The 15,759-nt window shown below is 68.4% G+C and carries 17 protein-coding genes; 5 read left to right on the top strand and 12 right to left on the bottom strand.

Going from position 1 to position 15,759, the window contains the following annotated elements:
* Positions 1 to 6: 6 nt before the first annotated feature.
* Complete coding sequence (locus ABL843_RS21240) at positions 7 to 1,098, bottom strand: adenosine deaminase family protein (protein ID WP_418117185.1); 1,092 nt, start codon at positions 1,096 to 1,098, stop codon at positions 7 to 9.
* Positions 1,099 to 1,183: 85 nt separating this feature from the next.
* On the opposite strand from ABL843_RS21240, the gene ABL843_RS21235 reads away from it, so the two are divergent.
* Positions 1,184 to 2,143 carry a LysR family transcriptional regulator gene (locus ABL843_RS21235; protein WP_418117184.1) on the top strand — a complete coding sequence of 320 codons (960 nt, stop codon included), beginning with the start codon at positions 1,184 to 1,186 and terminating at the stop codon, positions 2,141 to 2,143.
* On the opposite strand, the gene ABL843_RS21230 is transcribed toward ABL843_RS21235, so the two are convergent.
* The 3 genes from ABL843_RS21230 to ABL843_RS21220 form a co-directional block, all read right to left on the bottom strand.
* Entirely contained in the window at positions 2,140 to 2,766 is a 627-nt protein-coding gene (locus ABL843_RS21230) for an N-acetyltransferase (protein WP_418117183.1), read from the bottom strand. The two genes, ABL843_RS21235 and ABL843_RS21230, sit on opposite strands and share 4 nt — an antisense overlap.
* Positions 2,763 to 3,650 carry a universal stress protein gene (locus tag ABL843_RS21225; protein ID WP_418117182.1) on the bottom strand — a complete coding sequence of 296 codons (888 nt, stop codon included), beginning with the start codon at positions 3,648 to 3,650 and terminating at the stop codon, positions 2,763 to 2,765. Before ABL843_RS21225 ends, ABL843_RS21230 begins: the two co-directional genes overlap by 4 nt.
* Before the next feature lie 355 nt (positions 3,651 to 4,005).
* A complete protein-coding gene (locus ABL843_RS21220; RefSeq protein ID WP_418120500.1) occupies positions 4,006 to 5,226 on the bottom strand; it encodes a polyhydroxyalkanoate depolymerase in 1,221 nt (406 codons plus the stop codon).
* Positions 5,227 to 5,318: 92 nt separating this feature from the next.
* Here ABL843_RS21220 and ABL843_RS21215 point away from each other — a divergent pair, with 92 nt between their 5' ends.
* Positions 5,319 to 5,975: a glutathione S-transferase gene (locus ABL843_RS21215; protein ID WP_184641438.1), complete on the top strand. Its 657-nt coding sequence runs from the start codon at positions 5,319 to 5,321 to the stop codon at positions 5,973 to 5,975.
* Positions 5,976 to 5,996: 21 nt separating this feature from the next.
* Here ABL843_RS21215 and ABL843_RS21210 read toward each other — a convergent pair whose 3' ends face one another.
* Positions 5,997 to 6,827, bottom strand: coding sequence for an IclR family transcriptional regulator domain-containing protein (locus tag ABL843_RS21210; RefSeq protein WP_418117181.1), 831 nt, complete (start codon positions 6,825 to 6,827; stop codon positions 5,997 to 5,999).
* A gap of 111 nt (positions 6,828 to 6,938) precedes the next feature.
* Between ABL843_RS21210 and ABL843_RS21205 the strand changes: the two genes are divergently transcribed.
* Both ABL843_RS21205 and ABL843_RS21200 read left to right on the top strand, forming a co-directional pair.
* Positions 6,939 to 7,925 carry a tripartite tricarboxylate transporter substrate binding protein gene (locus ABL843_RS21205; protein ID WP_418117180.1) on the top strand — a complete coding sequence of 329 codons (987 nt, stop codon included), beginning with the start codon at positions 6,939 to 6,941 and terminating at the stop codon, positions 7,923 to 7,925.
* A gap of 25 nt (positions 7,926 to 7,950) precedes the next feature.
* A complete protein-coding gene (locus ABL843_RS21200) occupies positions 7,951 to 9,267 on the top strand; it encodes a Rieske 2Fe-2S domain-containing protein (protein ID WP_418117179.1) in 1,317 nt (438 codons plus the stop codon).
* Here the strand turns inward: ABL843_RS21200 and ABL843_RS21195 are convergent.
* From ABL843_RS21195 to ABL843_RS21170, 6 genes are read right to left on the bottom strand one after another with little or no spacing between them, the layout of a single operon-like run.
* The gene (locus ABL843_RS21195; RefSeq protein WP_418117178.1) at positions 9,264 to 9,611 is read right to left on the bottom strand and encodes a DOPA 4,5-dioxygenase family protein; all 348 of its coding nucleotides are present in this window, start codon (positions 9,609 to 9,611) and stop codon (positions 9,264 to 9,266) included. The two genes, ABL843_RS21200 and ABL843_RS21195, sit on opposite strands and share 4 nt — an antisense overlap.
* A 7-nt stretch (positions 9,612 to 9,618) precedes the next feature.
* Entirely contained in the window at positions 9,619 to 10,242 is a 624-nt protein-coding gene (locus ABL843_RS21190) for a DUF4166 domain-containing protein (protein ID WP_369661502.1), read from the bottom strand.
* A gap of 5 nt (positions 10,243 to 10,247) precedes the next feature.
* The gene (locus ABL843_RS21185) at positions 10,248 to 11,294 is read right to left on the bottom strand and encodes an SRPBCC domain-containing protein (protein WP_418117177.1); all 1,047 of its coding nucleotides are present in this window, start codon (positions 11,292 to 11,294) and stop codon (positions 10,248 to 10,250) included.
* Between the two features lie 42 nt (positions 11,295 to 11,336).
* A complete protein-coding gene (locus ABL843_RS21180; protein WP_418117176.1) occupies positions 11,337 to 12,263 on the bottom strand; it encodes an SAM-dependent methyltransferase in 927 nt (308 codons plus the stop codon).
* 30 nt (positions 12,264 to 12,293) lie between these two features.
* On the bottom strand, positions 12,294 to 12,716 hold the full coding sequence (locus ABL843_RS21175) for a thiol-disulfide oxidoreductase DCC family protein (protein ID WP_418117175.1): 423 nt from the start codon (positions 12,714 to 12,716) through the stop codon (positions 12,294 to 12,296).
* Positions 12,717 to 12,775: 59 nt separating this feature from the next.
* On the bottom strand, positions 12,776 to 13,369 hold the full coding sequence (locus tag ABL843_RS21170; protein WP_369661506.1) for a GbsR/MarR family transcriptional regulator: 594 nt from the start codon (positions 13,367 to 13,369) through the stop codon (positions 12,776 to 12,778).
* A gap of 124 nt (positions 13,370 to 13,493) precedes the next feature.
* Between ABL843_RS21170 and ABL843_RS21165 the strand changes: the two genes are divergently transcribed.
* Positions 13,494 to 14,588, top strand: coding sequence for a PA0069 family radical SAM protein (locus ABL843_RS21165; RefSeq protein ID WP_418117174.1), 1,095 nt, complete (start codon positions 13,494 to 13,496; stop codon positions 14,586 to 14,588).
* Positions 14,589 to 14,855: 267 nt separating this feature from the next.
* On the opposite strand, the gene ABL843_RS21160 is transcribed toward ABL843_RS21165, so the two are convergent.
* A complete protein-coding gene (locus ABL843_RS21160) occupies positions 14,856 to 15,755 on the bottom strand; it encodes a LysR family transcriptional regulator (RefSeq protein WP_418117173.1) in 900 nt (299 codons plus the stop codon).
* Between the last annotated feature and the right edge of the window lie 4 nt (positions 15,756 to 15,759).

Below are 15,759 nucleotides of genomic sequence, written 5' to 3'. Positions count from 1 at the left end.
CGTGGGTCATTCGTGGTTGGTGGGGGCGGGTTCGGTGTCGAGCCGGGCGCGCAGCGCGTCGAACCCGGCGCTCCATTGCGTGCGCCATTCGCGGCGCTGCGCCTCGTCGATCCATGCGCCGTCGAGGCCATTGAGCATGAAGCCGCGCAGGTCGTCCAGGCCGAAGCCGAAGTCGCGCACCATCATCAGCCAGGCCTGCGTGGGCGTGACCTTGTGCAGCGTCGGGTCGTCGGTGTTGGGGTGGATGCGCAGGCCCAGGCCGGGCATGCGGCGGATGGGGTGGTCCAGCGCCCAGCGCTCGGGCGGCAGCGTGCGCAGGTAGTAGGAGTTGGTGGGCACGACGGTGAAGATCACGCCGCGCTCGGCGCAGCGGCGTGCGTAGTCGGGCTGGTCGATCACCGTGTAGCCGTGGTCGATGCGGTCGACCTGCAGTTCGTCGAGCGCGGTGCGCACGTTGGTCCAGGGCATGCCGAACTCGCCTGCGTGCGCGGTGGTCTTCAGGCCGGCCTTCTTCGCCTCGGCATAGGCCCGGGCGAACAGTTCCGGCGGACGGTCGTTCTCGCGGTAGTCGATGCCGATGCCGATCACCTCATCGCAGCGGTTGGCCTTCACCCATTCGACCATCTCCACGGCCGCCTCGGGGCTGGCCTCGCGGTCGATGGCGGCGATGAGACGGCCCGAGATGCCGAACTCCTGCTTCGCATCGTGGATGGCACGCACGATGGCGCCCTGCGCGAGCGGGTAGGCGATGCCCGACTCATGCACCGTGCCGGTCGGATTCCAGAAGAACTCCGCATGGCGCACGTTGTGGGCGGCTGCGTCCTGCAGGTATTCGAACGTGAGCTGATAGAGGTCGCCGGGGCTGCGCACCAGCTGGGCGTCGAGCGCGCGCAGCACCCGCAGCACTCCGACGGGCTTCTCGCCGCGTGTGTAGAAGCCCTCGATCTCATCGTCAGCCAGCGGCGAGCCGGCGCGGCGGTTGAACTGCTTGAAGGTTTCGTGGCGCACGGTGCCGAACAGGTGGCAGTGCAGCTCGGCCTTGGGCATCGCGTGCAGCATCGCCTCCAGCGTGAGGGGCGCGTGGGTGGGGCTGATCATGGCGGCAGTCTAGTAACGGTTCGCCCATAAAGAAAATTTTGAATTTCTATAATTTGATTCACTGAATCAATAACCGAGGTTCGCCATGGCCGCCTTGCCCCTGCGCGCGCTCACGCTGCGCCAGCTCCAGTTCTTCTCGGTGCTGGTGGAAGAAGGCCAGTTCGGCCGGGCGGCGCGGCGGCTGGCCATCACGCAGCCGGCCCTGAGCAACGCCATCAAGCAGATGGAGAAACTGCTCGGCGCCGAACTGCTCACCCGCTCCACCCACCGGCTTGAACTCACGCCCGTGGGCGCCGAGGTGCTGGCGCGTACCGACTTCCTGGTCAACACCTTCGAGGTGGCGCTGCGCGACATCGAAAGCACCGTGCAGCGCGGCCGGGCCTATGTGCGCGTCGGCGTGATCCCCTCGGCCAGCGCGCGCGTGGCGGCCGCCGCCAGCGAGTTCCTGCAGACGGAAGGCCGGCGCGAGGTGGAGCTGTCCTGGCGCGACGCCCCTTCGAACACGCTGCTGTCCGAACTGCGCAGCGGCCAGATCGACATGGCGGTGGCCGCCATCACCGAGCCGCCGGGCGGGCTGACCTGCATCGACCTGTTCCGCGATCCGCTGGTGCTGGTGGTGCGGCGCGACCACCCGCTGGCGGCGGCCGGCGACGCGAGCTGGGAGGCCATCGGCAAGGAGCGGCTGGTTCTCTTCGAAAGTGGCAGCATGCCCGCGCTGGGCAACCCGGCGCGTGCGCAGTTCGCCCAGGGTCCGCAGCCGTACCGCGTGAGCTACTCCGAGACGCTCTATGCGCTGGTGCGCGGCGGACAGGCGCTGGGGCTGATGCCGCGCCTGTACACCTCGTCGCTGCGGGACCCCGAACTGGCTGTGGTGCCGCTGCTGAAGCCGCGCGTCGAGCGGCGCGTGGTGCTGGCCTACCTGCCAGGGCCGATGCGCAATGTGGTGGCGCAGGAGCTCATCGCATTCCTGCGCGAGCGGCTGCCGCAGGCCGGCGAAGCGGCGGTACGGCGCGTGAGCGGCAAGGGCGCGCGGAGGCGGCGCTAAGCCATCTGCGTCTCGAGGCGGAAGCGCTCCAGCGTCCAGCCTTCGCCGAGCAGGAACATGCGCGTGTGCAGCCCGGCGAGCGTTTCACCCTCGACCTCGCGGCCCAGGTAGCTCAGCTGCTTGTTCCGCAGGTCGGCGAAGCCCGCCTCGTAGCGGCTCGACAGGCTCTGCCAGAGCGCATGCGCGCCCGGCGACTGCCGCGCGCCGCTCATGAGGCAGAGGCCCCGGTCCAGCGCCCAGCGGTAGACGGCGGAAGCCAGCCCGCGCCGCTGCCAGGCCGGGTCGTATTGCGAATGCGGTGCGCGGATGTGGCGCTCCGCCCTGCGGCTCAGTTCGATCAGCCGGTTGAAAACGGTGTAACCGACCAGCCTGTCACTGCGCAGGTCCTCGATGTAGACGTACAGCTCGCCGTCGGCTTCGCGACAGCGTGCGCGCAAGCCGGGGTCATCGAGCACGAGGCCCGGCATGTCCTGCAGGCGGTCTCGCAGGGCGCGCATGCGTTCGTGGACGGGCGCGAGCGTGGCCTTGCCCGGATCGACGTCGATGCGCAGCTCGGCCGGCCTGGGGCGCCAGTCCGGCAGCGAGGGGAAGGAGAACGCGAATGGCAGTGCCAGCGATGTCATGCCGCACTCTGCCGAACCGCCGCCGTGGAACTCGGTGCCTGCATGCCATGAGGCACCACGAGCACGTCGCCCGTGGACCAGCGCAGCACGCGCAGCGCCACGCTGCCGAGCAGGAAATCCGTCAGCGCCGAACGTCTGCGCTTGCCGACCACCAGCAGGTCGGCTCCGCTGTACTGTTGCTGGACGGCCGCCTGCCGCGCCGGGTCGCCGCGGCCGACCGACGAGACCACGCGGTTGCGGCGCGCGCTCGACGCATCCGACAGCCACAGCATGCGTTCGCGCGCATGGCGGGCGCAGGTGTGGCGGTAGGCATCGATCACGTGCGCGGACACGTCCGCGTAGCGCAGCCTGCCTTCGTGCATGGGCGTGAAGGCGTGGAAAAGTTCGACGTCGGCCTGCGCGTCGAAGGCGCAGGCCAGGTCGACCAGCGGGCGCGATTCCTCCATCAGGTCGACGGCCACGAGCATGCGCCGGTAGCTGCCGGCCTGCGCGTCGAGCCGCACGACCAGCACCGGCCGCTGCGCTGCCCGCAGCAGCCGCTCGGCCGGCTGGCCCCGGAAGAAGGCTGCGAGCGAGCGGTCGGGCTCGTCGCCGATCACCACGAGATCGCACCAGCGCGCCTCGAGCGCGGTGTCCTCGAGCCGCCCGCGCGTGCCGTCGATCTTCTTGACGAGGATGCCGAAGCGCTCGGCCACCTCAAGGCACACCGCGCCAAGGCCGCCTGCCGTATCGGCATCGGCTGGGCCCGCGAAGGCCGCGGGCGCGTACATGATCTTCAGCAGCGCGCCGTGCGCCGCCGCGATGGAGGCCGCGCGCACCACCGTGCGCAGGCCGTGCGCCGACAGGTCGGTGACCGCCAGGATCGATTGGATGTTGTTGTTCATCGTCCGTGTTCTTTCCGCATGACGAGGCCCATCGCCGGCCGTGGTGAAGCGGCTGGCGACAGGCGAATGAATCAGCGAGGGAAAGCGCGGAGCGCCCGCATGGGCGCGCTACCGCGCGGGGCTTGGGCCCGGCGGTCGATGAAGATGTGCTGAAGAAGGGGGAAGGAAGAGGCTGACCGCCGGGCTCAGAGATCTGCGAGGGTCTGGTGCGACCCCGCGGCGGTCCGCGCAGTGAAGACTGCGCGCGGCGTGCTGCGGATCAAGGGCTGGCGTTGCATGGCGGCCGAGTGTAGGAAGACCGGCGCACAAGGGCAAACAAAGGCCTCACGGCCCTTGCCAGATTGTTTTTGCTCTCTCAGCCGTTCAGCTCGGCTGCCGCATGGATCGTCTCGCGCACGCGCGGATAGATCTGCGCATTCCACTTGCTGCCGCTGAACACGCCGTAGTGTCCGACGCCGGCCTGCAGGTGATGCGCCTTCATGTAGGGCCGGATGCCGGTGCACAGGTCTTGCGCCGCCACCGTCTGCCCCACGGAGCAGATGTCGTCACGCTCGCCTTCCACAGTGAGCAGCGCCGTGCGGCGGATGGCGGCCGGGTTCACGGTGCGCTCGCCCACGGTGAGTCTGCCCAGCGGCAGGTCGTAGGTCTGGAACACGCGCTCCACGGTCTCCAGGTAGAACTCGGCCGGCAGGTCGTTCACGGCCAGGTACTCGTCGTAGAAGGTGCCGATGGTGCGGGCCTTCTCGATGTCGCCCTCGACCAGGTGGCTGTACATGTCCTGGAACTGCTTCTTGTGGCGCTCCGGGTTCATGCTCATGAAGGCCGACAGCTGCAGGAAGCCGGGGTACACGCGCCGCATCATGCCGGCATGCGGCCAGGGCACGTGGCTGATGAGGTTGCGCCGGAACCAGTCGATGGGCCGGTCGGTCGCGAGCTTGTTCACCGCCGTGGGGTTGATGCGGCAGTCGACCGGGCCCGCCATCAGCGTCAGGCTGCGGGGCGTGGCGGGGTTGCCGTCCTCGGCCATCAGCGCAGTGGCGGCCAGGGCGGCCACGCACGGCTGGCACACCGCCACCATGTGCACGCCCGGGCCCACGGCCTCCAGGAAGCGGATGAGCTGCAGCGTGTAGTCGTCCAGCCCGAAGCCGCCGTGCCACAGCGGCACGTCGCGCGCGTTGTGCCAGTCGGTCAGGTACACGTCGTGGTCGCGCAGCAGTGTGCGCACCGTTTCGCGCAGCAGCGTGGCGAAATGGCCCGACAACGGTGCGGCCAGCAGCACGGGCGGATGCACCGCATCGGTGTCCTTGCGGAAGTGCAGCAGGGTGCCGAAGGGGGAGACGAGGGTTTTCTCCTCGTGCACGGCCACCTCGGTGCCGTCGGAAACCACGCTGTGTATGCCGTAGTCGGGCCGGGTGTGGGTCAGCCGCATGCGCGAGAACACCTCGAACTGGGCGGCCATGCGCCGCATCATGGTGCGCTCGGTGCCTTCCTTCCACAGCGCCTTGGCCATGTACTGCGCCGCGAGCCGCGCCGGGGAGAGCAGGTCGGCTTGGTTCTGGTAGGCCCGGTACAGCATGGGCATCGCGCAGGCAAGTTGCGGGCCAGCCGCATGGCATGGGGCTTGCACGCGGCACGGGCAAAGGCGCAACGCCCAAGGAGAGCTCCGAGATGGCCAAACCCGTACTCACCATCAGCAGCAAGAACTACGGCGCGTGGGCGCTGCGCGGCTGGCTGATGTGCAGGCTGGCGGGGCTGGACTTCAGCGAGAAGGTGATCCCGCCCGACGACCCGGCCATGAAGGCCGAGATGCTGCTGCTGTCGTCGTCGATGCTGGTGCCCTCGCTGCAGCACGGCGGCGTGAAGGTGTGGGACACGCTGGCCATCGGCGAGTACCTCAACGAGATCAAGCCCAAGGCCGGCCTGCTGCCCTCCGACATCGCGGCCCGTGCCCACTGCAGGGCCATCTGCGGCGAGATGCACTCGGGCTTCGCCTCGATGCGCGGCGCGCTGCCGATGAACATCAAGGCCCATTTCAAGAACTTCAAGGTGTGGTCGCGCGCGCAGGCCGACATCGACCGCATCGTCGCCATCTGGCGCGAGTGCCTCAAGGCCTACGGCGGCCCGTTTCTCTTCGGCAGCCAGCCGGGCATGGCCGACGCGATGTACGCGCCGGTGGTCACGCGCTTCCTGAGCTACGACGTGGCGCTCGACAGCGCCTGCGCCGCCTACTGCAAGCGCGTGATGGAGCTGCCGGCCATGAAGGAATGGGTGGCTGCCGCGAAGCAGGAGCCCGACGAGATCGACGAGCTCGACGCGGAGTTCTGAGCGCCGGCCCGGCTTCGCACTTCATGCATTCGTTGGAGGCGGCGGCCCGAAGCCGGCCTGCGCCAGCTTGCGTTCGATGCTCTGCGCGGCCTGCTGCATGTCGGCCAGGTACGCGGACACGATCTCGCGCTCGCTCTTCACCGCCGGCAGCCACGCGCAGCTGAGGCAGCCCACCACCCGATCTTCTTGCCGCAGCGGCACCGACACCGCGCCGAAGCGGTCGGGCGAATCCAGGCTGGTCGAGGTCGGGTCGCGCGCCACGTATCCCAGGTCGCGCGCATGCGCCACCATGCGGCGGATGTTCTCGGGGCGCCGCGCGCTGCGGTCGAAATCGTTCGGCGAGCGCGCCAGTGCGGCGAGGATTTCGCGCCGCTCTTCCTCGGGGCAGAACGACAGGTAGCAGCGGCCGAGCGACGACAGCAGCATCGGCGGCCGGAAGCCCAGCGCGCGGTAGTTGACCGCAAGGCCGTTGCGCGGCCGGTCGGTGTCGAGGATGAGCATCGCCGTGCCGTCGCGCACGCCCAGGTCGATGGGCCACGGCACCAGCCGCTGCAGCGTGGCGCGTGCAGGGGCAGCAAGCGCCGAAAGCCGCGTGCGCCATGCCGCCACGGGCCCCGACTGGCCGGTGGCCGACGCGGGCACGTAGCGCTTGTCGTGCTCGCTGCGTTCCACCCAGCCCGCCTGCTGCAGCGTCTTGAGGATGCGCAGCAGCGTGGCCTTCGACACGCCGGTCTGCCGGTGCAGCTCCTGCAGCGTCACGGCCGAGGAGCGCTGGATGGCCAGCATCACGTCGAGCCCGCGGCGCAGCGCGTCGATCGACTTCACGCTCTGCGTGCCCATGGTGTCGGACATGCCGGCCTCCAGAAAAAAGGTTCACTCAGTGAAACTATATCTTCTGGCCGCGCAGCCTCGTTTCTACAGTGCGTTCGACCCCAACGTCGTCCCACCGAGAAGGAAAAGAGCATGTTGTTTCACCACCGAAACGCGGCCCGAGCCGCTGCAGCAGCCGTTCTTTCGCTATGCGCCGCCACCGCGGCCGTGGCGCAGGCATGGCCCTCCAAGCCCATCACCATCGTCGTGGCCTACCCGGCGGGCGGCGACACCGACGCCATCGCGCGCACCTACGCAGAGAAGCTCTCGCAGCGCACCGGGCAGCCGGTGCTGGTCGACAACCGGCCCGGCGCGAGCGGCATGATCGGCAACGTATGGGTCGCGAAGGCGCCCGCCGATGGCTACACGCTGCTCTTCACGCCCAGCACCTTTCCCATCGCGCAGCATGTGCTGAAGGCCGGCCCCGGCGTGGCGCACGACGTGGTGAAGGACTTCACCCCCATCGTGAAGACCGGCAACATCCCGCTGCTGCTGGTGACCTCGCCCGCGAGCGGCATCCAGAGCGTCGCGCAGCTCGTGGCCGGGGCGAAGGCCGGCAAGACCGTCACCTACGGCACGCCGGGCGCGGGCTCGCCGATGCACATCGCGGGCGAATTGCTGAACAAGGACGCCGGCATCTCGGCCACGCACGCGCCGTATCGCGGCGTGGCGCCGGTGGTGAACGACACGCTGGGCGGCCACGTCAGCGTGGGCTGGATCACGCCCGGCGCGGTGGCGGGCCACATCGCCACCGGCAAGCTGCTTCCGCTCGCCGTCGCGGAACGCCAGCGCACGAAGCTGATGCCCGAGGTGCCCACCTTCATCGAACTGGGCTTCAAGGACGTGGACGTGAGCGCTTGGATGGGCCTGCTCGGCCCGAAGGCGATGCCCGCCGACGTGGTGCAGGCGCTCAACAGGCACTTCAACGAGATCCTGAAGATGCCCGACGTGCAGGCAAGGATGGCCGCGCTAGGCATCGAACCCGTGGGCGGAGCGCCGGCCGTGCTGGCCAAGCAGATATCGGACGACGACCAGCGCTTCGGCAGGCTGGTGCGCGAGTTCGGCATCCGCGCCGATTGAAGACAAGCGACAAGGAGACCATTCGATGTTGAGCGAAGAGAAGAACCGCCTGCTGACCGAAGTAGGCCCGGACAAGCCGATGGGCGACTACCTGCGCCGCTACTGGCACCCGATCGCGGGCGCGAGCGAGTTCGACGACAAGGCGGTGAAGCCGCTGCGCATCCTCGGCGAGGACCTGGTGCTCTACAAGGACCTGAGCGGCAACTACGGCCTGGTCGATCGCCGCTGCCCGCACCGCAACGCCGACATGTCCTACGGCTACGTCGAGCAATGCGGCCTGCGCTGCAGCTACCACGGCTGGCAGTACGACCAGAGCGGCCAGTGCGTGCACCAGCCCTTCGAGGAAACTCTGGACCCCGGCGCGCGCATGCGCAGGAACACGAAGATCAAGGCCTACCCGGTGCAGGAGAAGGCCGGTCTGCTCTGGGCCTACATGGGCCCGCAGCCCGCGCCGCTGCTGCCAGACTGGGAACTCTTCAACTGCGCGAACGGCTTCGCGCAGGCGGTGTTCGCCGAGATTCCGTGCAACTGGTTCCAGTGCCAGGAGAACTCCATCGACCCGGTGCACTTCGAGTGGACCCACAACAACTGGACCACGCGCCTGCAGGGCGACGAGGGGCCCTATGTGCCCACGCACCTGAAGCTTGCCTTCGAGGAGTTCGAGCACGGTTTCGTCTACAGGCGCCTGCGCGGCGGCGAGCGCGAGGACAACGTGATGTGGACCACCGGCCGCGTCACGCTGTGGCCCAACGGCTTCTTCCTGGGCCACCACTTCGAATGGCGCGTGCCCATCGACGACCACAACACGCTGAGCGTGCTGTGGGTGCTGAGCCGTGTGCCGAACGAACAGGAGCCTTACGTGCAGGGGCGCATTCCCTCCTGGTACGGACCCATCAAGGACCTGGCGACGGGCCGCTGGATCACCAGCCATGTCGCCAACCAGGACTTCGTGGTGTGGGTGGGGCAGGGCGCCATCACCGACCGCACGCGCGAGAAGCTGGGCCAGAGCGACAAGGGCATCGTGATGATGCGGCGCCGCTTCTTCGAGGAGCTGGAGGCGATGCAGGCCGACCCGGCCCACGAGCCCAAGGGGCTGATCCGCGATCCGGAGAAGAACCGCAACGTGTTCCTGCCTTCGGCCTGCCGAGACGAGATGATCAACGGCCTGCCGCTCAGGGAGCTGGCGGCGCATCCGCTGCTGGGGCCGTACCTGAAGGACTTCTTCGGCCAGGCCGGGCAGCCCGACGAGGTGCGCGAGGCCTACGAGAAGGCCATCGGGCAGAAGGTGGAGGGCGCCACCTTCTTCAAGGTGCACGGCGCGGGTACCGAAGAGACGGCCTAGCGGCGGAACATCCGCAGGTCGAGCTCGCTTTCCTCGCCCAGCCACATGGCGTGCGTCGTGTGGTCGGCGAGGTCGTCGCCCGTCACGCCGTGCACGAACACGTCGAGCCCGTTGCGGTTGGCTTCCAGCCATTCGATGACTTGGTCGAACTCGGCGGCGTCGAAGGCGAGCTGGCAGCTCCAGTGCGGATGCGGGCCCACCAGCCGCTCGTGCACGCGGCCGACCACCACCATCAGCTCACGGCCCGCGCGTTCGCAGAGGGCCTTGGCCTGCGCGAGCGTGTCGGGGCCGAAATAGACGTGGGCGTGGTACTGGGCGTAGAGGTTTTCTGGGCGGCGAGGCATGGTGCGCTCATTGTGATCCTGTTCGCGGGCCGAGGTGGAAGCGCCCGCTGTAGCGGAACACGTCGCCGAACCAGCGGTGGCGCAGCAGCATCTTCATGGTGAAGCGGTCGGCGTCGGCCGGATCGGGCCGTTCCTCCACATAGGCCGTACCCATGAACAGGCCGAGCGGCAGCGGAATGCGCAGCCCCGCGACGCGCCAGACGTAGCCCAGGTCGCGGAACACCACCGCGCCTTCTTCCGCGCTCACCGCGAGGCGCATGCCGATGCCGAAGCGCACGTACTCGGTCACCTCGCTGCCATGGGCCGCGTCGTGCTCCATGTGCGAGCGGAAGTGGAAGAGCGGCCTGCCGGGAAAGTGGAAGACGCGGTCCCAGTGGAGCGTGGCGTTGTCGGGGCGGCAGCGGTAGTGCACCTCGATGGGCACTTCCTTGCCCTGGTGCGGCACCAGCGCGCCGAACAGCCGGCCGAAGGGCATCAGCAGCGCGGCCCACGGCGCGTGCCAGACCTCGTCCATGGTGCCGCGCACGCAGACATGGTCGTCGGAGAACGGCCTCATCGTGTAGTGGCGGCGGATGACCTCGCCTAGTCGGTCCCAGGCGGGGCCGAGCGCCTGCTGGAAGACGGGTTGCATCGTTGTCATCCTGCAGCAGCTGCTGTCGCGGCCTCGCTGCGCGCCTTGTAGAAGCGCAGGATGTTCTCCGAGGCATCGTTCAGCAGCAGATGCATGACACGGTCGGCATACCAGTTGAAGCTGGTGCTCAGCCGCCACGACACTGCCACGCGCAGCTCGGTGCCGCCGTCGCGCGGCGTCAGCGTGTAGGTGGCGTCGCGCAGGTCGAAGTAGTGGCCGCCGATCATCACGTGGTCGTCGAGCGCGCCGGCCGGGAAGGAATCGGGCGAGAAGCGGAAGCGCCACTTCAGCAGGCGGTTGGGCTGCCACTCGGTGATGACTTCCTCGAAGTGCACGTTCTTCTGCCACTGCACCTGGCGCACGCGGCCCTCGGGTGTGTCGACGGTAATGCCCGACACCGGCATCGGCACGCCGATGCGGTAGGCCCATGCGTCGCCGACCTCGGCTGGGCGGATGTCGCTCGCGGCGTTGAGCTCGTGCCAAACGCGTTCGGCCGGCGCGGCGATGAAGAGCGTGCGCGAGGTGCTGGAGAACTGGTCGGGGTTGGGCAACTGGGGCTCGATGGCGCCGAGCACCAGCGGCAGCATCGCGAAGCTGTAGACGGCCTGCTTCGGCCAGTTGGTGACGCGGCACACGATGCCCATCGCCAGCCCGCCGACGCTGCCCATGGTGGCGAACAGCGGCACGATGACGATCGCGCAGATCAGCCCTTCGATGAACACCAGCAGCGTGCCGCCGACGAAGAGCGAGGTCGCCACCCACGGCGCCCAGATGTAGTAGCCCCAGCTGCGGCGCTCGATGCGCTCGGCCATGTACACCGTGACCGCGCCGCACACCGCGGGCACGAAGTAGACGAACGAAGCCAGCATGGCCGAGTAGGGCTTGCCGGGCGCGCTGCTGAAGAACAGGCGCAGCACCAGCGCGACCGCGGCACCGATGGCCATCGGCCAGAACCAGCCGAAGGGCATGCCGCGAACGGGCCTGGGCTGTGCTTCCTGCGGTTCGACGGGTGCCATCTCGGCGAGCCTGCTTTCTTCGGGGACGTTTTGCATGAAAAGCCTCTTCTCCTCTTTCTGTCTGTATTCGTGTCGTGCTCAGTCGGCGCGGCGCGTGGCGGTGACCATGCAGTAGTCGAAGTCGCGCCAGAACATGCCCAGCGCCAGTGCGCAGTAGCTGGCCACGATGTGCTTGCGCCGCCACGGGCTCAGCTTGCCGCGCGCCTTCCAGAGTTCGGCCAGCGTGAAGCGGGTGGCCAGAACGGGGATGTGCAGCGCGCTGGGCGCGACGCGCCAGCGCAGTGACTTCACTTCGACGTCTTCGAAGCCGTTCTCGTGCAATGCGGCAACGAAGTCTTCGCGCACGGCCAGCGTGGGCACGGCCCAGCTGTCAGCCCACAGGCGGTGCAGCCAGCTTGCGAGCCGGCCGGGGTTGCGGCGCAGCAGGAAGCCGTCGACCACCGCGAGGCGCGCCCCGGGCTTGAGCAGTCGCGCGGCCTCGCGGATGAAGTCGGCCTTGTCGGTGCCGCCGGCATAGCAGGCGCTTTCTACAGCCCACGCACCGTCGGCTTGGGCCGCAGGCAGACCGGTGCGGGTGTAGTCGGCTTCGATGTGGGCCATGCGGTCGGCCACACCGGCCGCGGCATCGAGCTTCGCGGCGATGCGGTTCTGCACGGCGACGTTGGTCACGGTGATGGCATAGAGCGATGCGTGGTCGCCGACCAGCGTGCGCGCGGTGGCGCCGGCGCCGCAGCCCATGTCGATCACGCAGCGGCGGGGTGCATCGTCGAGGCGCAGCGCACGGCCGACCATGCGGTTCATCTCGACCAGCATGCCCTCGCGTCGCAGCGGGTTCAGCCCCGCGCGCCAGAATCCGAAGTGCATGTTGTAGCTGGGGCTCCAGGCGCTGTAGTCGGTCGCGACCTCGGTGAAGTAGTCCTGCGTGTCCTCGGCGGTGATGGGGGCGCCGGTGTGCTCGACAGTTCCGCGCGGCATGCGGAAGTCGGGCTGGAAGACGGTGGGCATGGTGGGTTCCCTCGTGTGGTTGTTTCTTCTTCAGATGCGGCAGTTGCCGTCATCGCATGAAGGGGCGACGCGCCCCGCCAGCCTGGCGGCCAGCCAGCGCGGAACGCGGTAGCGGTTGCGTGCCAGCAGCGCATAGGCGCAATCGGCCAGCGGCGCGACCAGCGGCAGGTCGAGCAGCAGGCCGCCGCTGGACAGGCCCACCGCCGCGCGGCAGATGCGGATGGCCGGCACGCCGACGTGCACCTTGCCGTCGGCGCTGGAGACGTGGATGGCCGCCATCAGCGCCTCGCGCGGTGCCGGGCCGCCGGTGAAGCCGATGGGCGAGCAGTCGACCAGTTGAAGCCGGCCGGCAGCGTCGCGTGCCTTGAGGGCGCCCATTTCGGCGGAGCAGATCGCGCAGCTTGCATCGAAATAGATCGTGAGCGGGTAGACAGGTGTTGCGATGTGGCTCATGGCGTTCTTTGTTCTCGATATTTCTGTCAAAACAGAAACTATTGGGCAAAAAAAGAGACTCAGATCATGGGAAGGCTGGCGTGGTGCGCGTCCGGGTCTTCGCCCTTGTCACCCTTGCCGCCTTGCGACGAATCGCCGCGAACGAACTTCTGCACGCTGGCACCCAGCGTCATCACCTTGTCGAGCGTGCCGGGCGACAGCCGCAGCATCTCGTCGGCCCAGGTGGCCAGCTTCTCCATGAGCTCCATCGTGGAGCGGATGCGGTCCTGCGCGTCGGCGGGCTCCTTCTGGAAGTCGGGGCTGGACACCAGCTCTCGCAGCACGCGCACCGTGGGGTCGAACTCGCGCTCCTTGCGCTCGCGCACCACGGTGCGGAACAGCTCCCACACGTCGACGCTGGTCTCGAAATAGTCGCGCCGGTCGCCCAGCGTGTGGGTGATGCGGACCAGGTTCCAGGCCTGCAGTTCCTTCAGGCTGTTGCTGATGTTGGAGCGGGCCACGCCGAGCGTGTCGCACAACTCCTCGGCGTTCATGGGCTTGCCGTAGGCGAAGAGCAGGGCGTGGATCTGCGAGACGGTGCGGTTGACGCCCCACAGCGAGCCCATTTCGCCCCAGTGCAGGACGAACTTGCGTTGGATGTCGGTGAGTTCCATGGCGCCGAGTTTAGGATTCTCGAAATTTCTGTCAAGAAAGAAATTAAAAAATCGGCAATGACGGTGAATCAGTGGAATACTGTATGAATAAACAGTAAATCGAGTTACCAAGGAGTCGCCGACCATGCCAGCCGCCTTCATTCCCATCCACGCCATCAAGGGCCGCGGCGCGGCCACGCACATCGCACACCGTTTCTCCAAGGACGAGCGCGACGCCTTCGACGACGGCTGGGGCACGCTGGAAGAAGGCGCGGCCGAGGCCGAGACGCTGCAGCCCCTGGCCACCGAGGTGCGCTTCGAGGACGTGAAGTCGGCCCTCAACGAGAACGACTCGCCCGACATCTACTTCGACCGCTCCCTCAACCCCTACCGGGGCTGCGAGCACGGCTGCATCTACTGCTTCGCGCGGCCCACGCACAGCTACCTCAACCTGTCGCCCGGCCTCGACTTCGAGACCAAGCTGATCGCCAAGCGCAACATCGCCGAGGTGCTGCGCACCGAGCTCGGGCGCAAGAGCTACCGGCCCAGCTACATCGCCATCGGCACCGCCACCGACTGCTACCAGCCCATCGAGCGCGAACTGCGGCTGACGCGCTCGGTGATCGAGCTGCTGGGCGAGGCGCGGCACCCGTTCGCGCTGGTCACCAAGTCGAGCGCCGTCGAGCGCGATCTCGACCTGATCGCGCCCATGGCGGCCGACCACCTGGCGGCCGTGTACATCACCGTGACCACGCTCGACGGCGACCTCGCCCGCAAGCTGGAGCCGCGTGCCGCCGCGCCGCACCGCCGGCTTCGCACGATCCGCACGCTCACCGAGGCCGGCGTGCCGGTGGGCGTGAGCGTGGCGCCGCAGATTCCCTTCGTGACCGAAGACATGGAACAGGTGCTCGAAGCCGCATGGGAGGCCGGCGCGCGCAGCGCCTTCTACACGGTGGTCCGCCTGCCGTGGGAAGTGGCTCCGCTCTTCAAGGAGTGGCTGGCGCTGCACTACCCGCAGCGCGCCGACCGCATCATGGCGCGCATCCACGAGATGCGCGGCGGCAAGGACTACGACGCCGACTTCGCCACGCGCATGAAAGGCTCGGGCCTGTGGGCCGACCTGATCCACCAGCGCTTCCAGAAGGCGACGAACCGCCTGGGCTACAACCGGGAGCGCATTCCGCTCGAGATTTCCGCGTTCCGCCCGCCGGGCGTGGCGGGGCAGGGCAGCCTGTTCTAGGGCCTGTTCACACTATTTCCGGGGTCGCGAAGGGCAGCCAGGGCGGGCCAATCAAGGCGCGTGACGACGCGTGTGCATGCGCACACGCTAGGAACGCAACGCCGAGTGGCCCGCCCTGGCTGCCCTTCCCGCAGGGTTGGTGCTCCAAGGGGCCGTCTGCGGCGTTGCCCGCGCTTGCAAGGCTTCAGCCTTGCTGCGCACGGGCGCCTTGCAGCCAGCCCCTTGAAGCACCAACGCGACCCCGGAAATAGTGTGAACAGGCCCTAGCTAGGCCGCCTGTCGCACCGAGGCCCGCGCGCACGCCAGGAAGGGCTGGATCAGCGGGCTGTCCCAGTCGCTGCGCCAGCAGGCGGCGATCTCCATCTTCGCGTCGACGTTGCGCAGCGGCCTGAACACCACGCCCGGCGGCCGGCCGATCCGCGCGCATGCGGGCAGGATGGCCACGCCCTGGCCCGCGAGCACCAGTGCCAGCGCCGACACCATGGTCTCGACCCGCTGCGCGACGGGCATGCCGACGCCGTGCCGCCGCAGCATCGAGGCCACCACCGACTTGTCGAGATCGCCCTCGGGCACCGGCAGCCCGATGAGCGGCACGCCCTCGAGCCGCTGCAGCGGAACGCTGGCCATGCGCGCCAGCGGCGAATCCGCGCGCACCGCCAGCATCAGCGGCTGGGTGCCGATGCGCTCGACCGAGATGCCGGCCTGCGCGATGGGCGGAATGCAGATCGCCACCGACACGTCGGAATCGGTGACGGCCGAGATGTTGTTCACCGCGTTGAGCTCCACGTACTGGATCTCCACGTCGGGCAGCTTCGCGCGCAGCGCATTCTCCAGGCGGGGCAGCACCAGGTAAGAGAGCACCACCATGGTTCCGACGGTGAGCCGGCCCCTGCTGCCCGAGCCTATGGCCCGCGCGGCGTCGAAGCCCTCGTTGGCCAGCAGCAGGGCTTCCTTCGCGCGCCTGAAGAGCGCATTGCCGGCATCGGTGATCTCCATGCCGCGCGCCGTGCGCTGGAACAGGGGCGTTCCCACCGAGGCTTCCAGGTTCCGGATGTGCACCGACAGCGGTGGCTGCGCCATGTTGAGCCGCCTTGCGGCCTTGCCCACGCTGCGTTCCTCGGCAACGGCCACGAAGTAGCGGAGCGTTCTGAAGTCTGGTGCTGCCATACGC

The organism is Variovorax sp. 350MFTsu5.1, from assembly GCF_048302515.1.
Classification (GTDB): domain Bacteria; phylum Pseudomonadota; class Gammaproteobacteria; order Burkholderiales; family Burkholderiaceae_C; genus Variovorax; species Variovorax guangxiensis.
The sequence above is the reverse complement of the archived record's forward strand: the minus strand, read 5'-3'. Positions and strand labels throughout refer to the sequence as shown.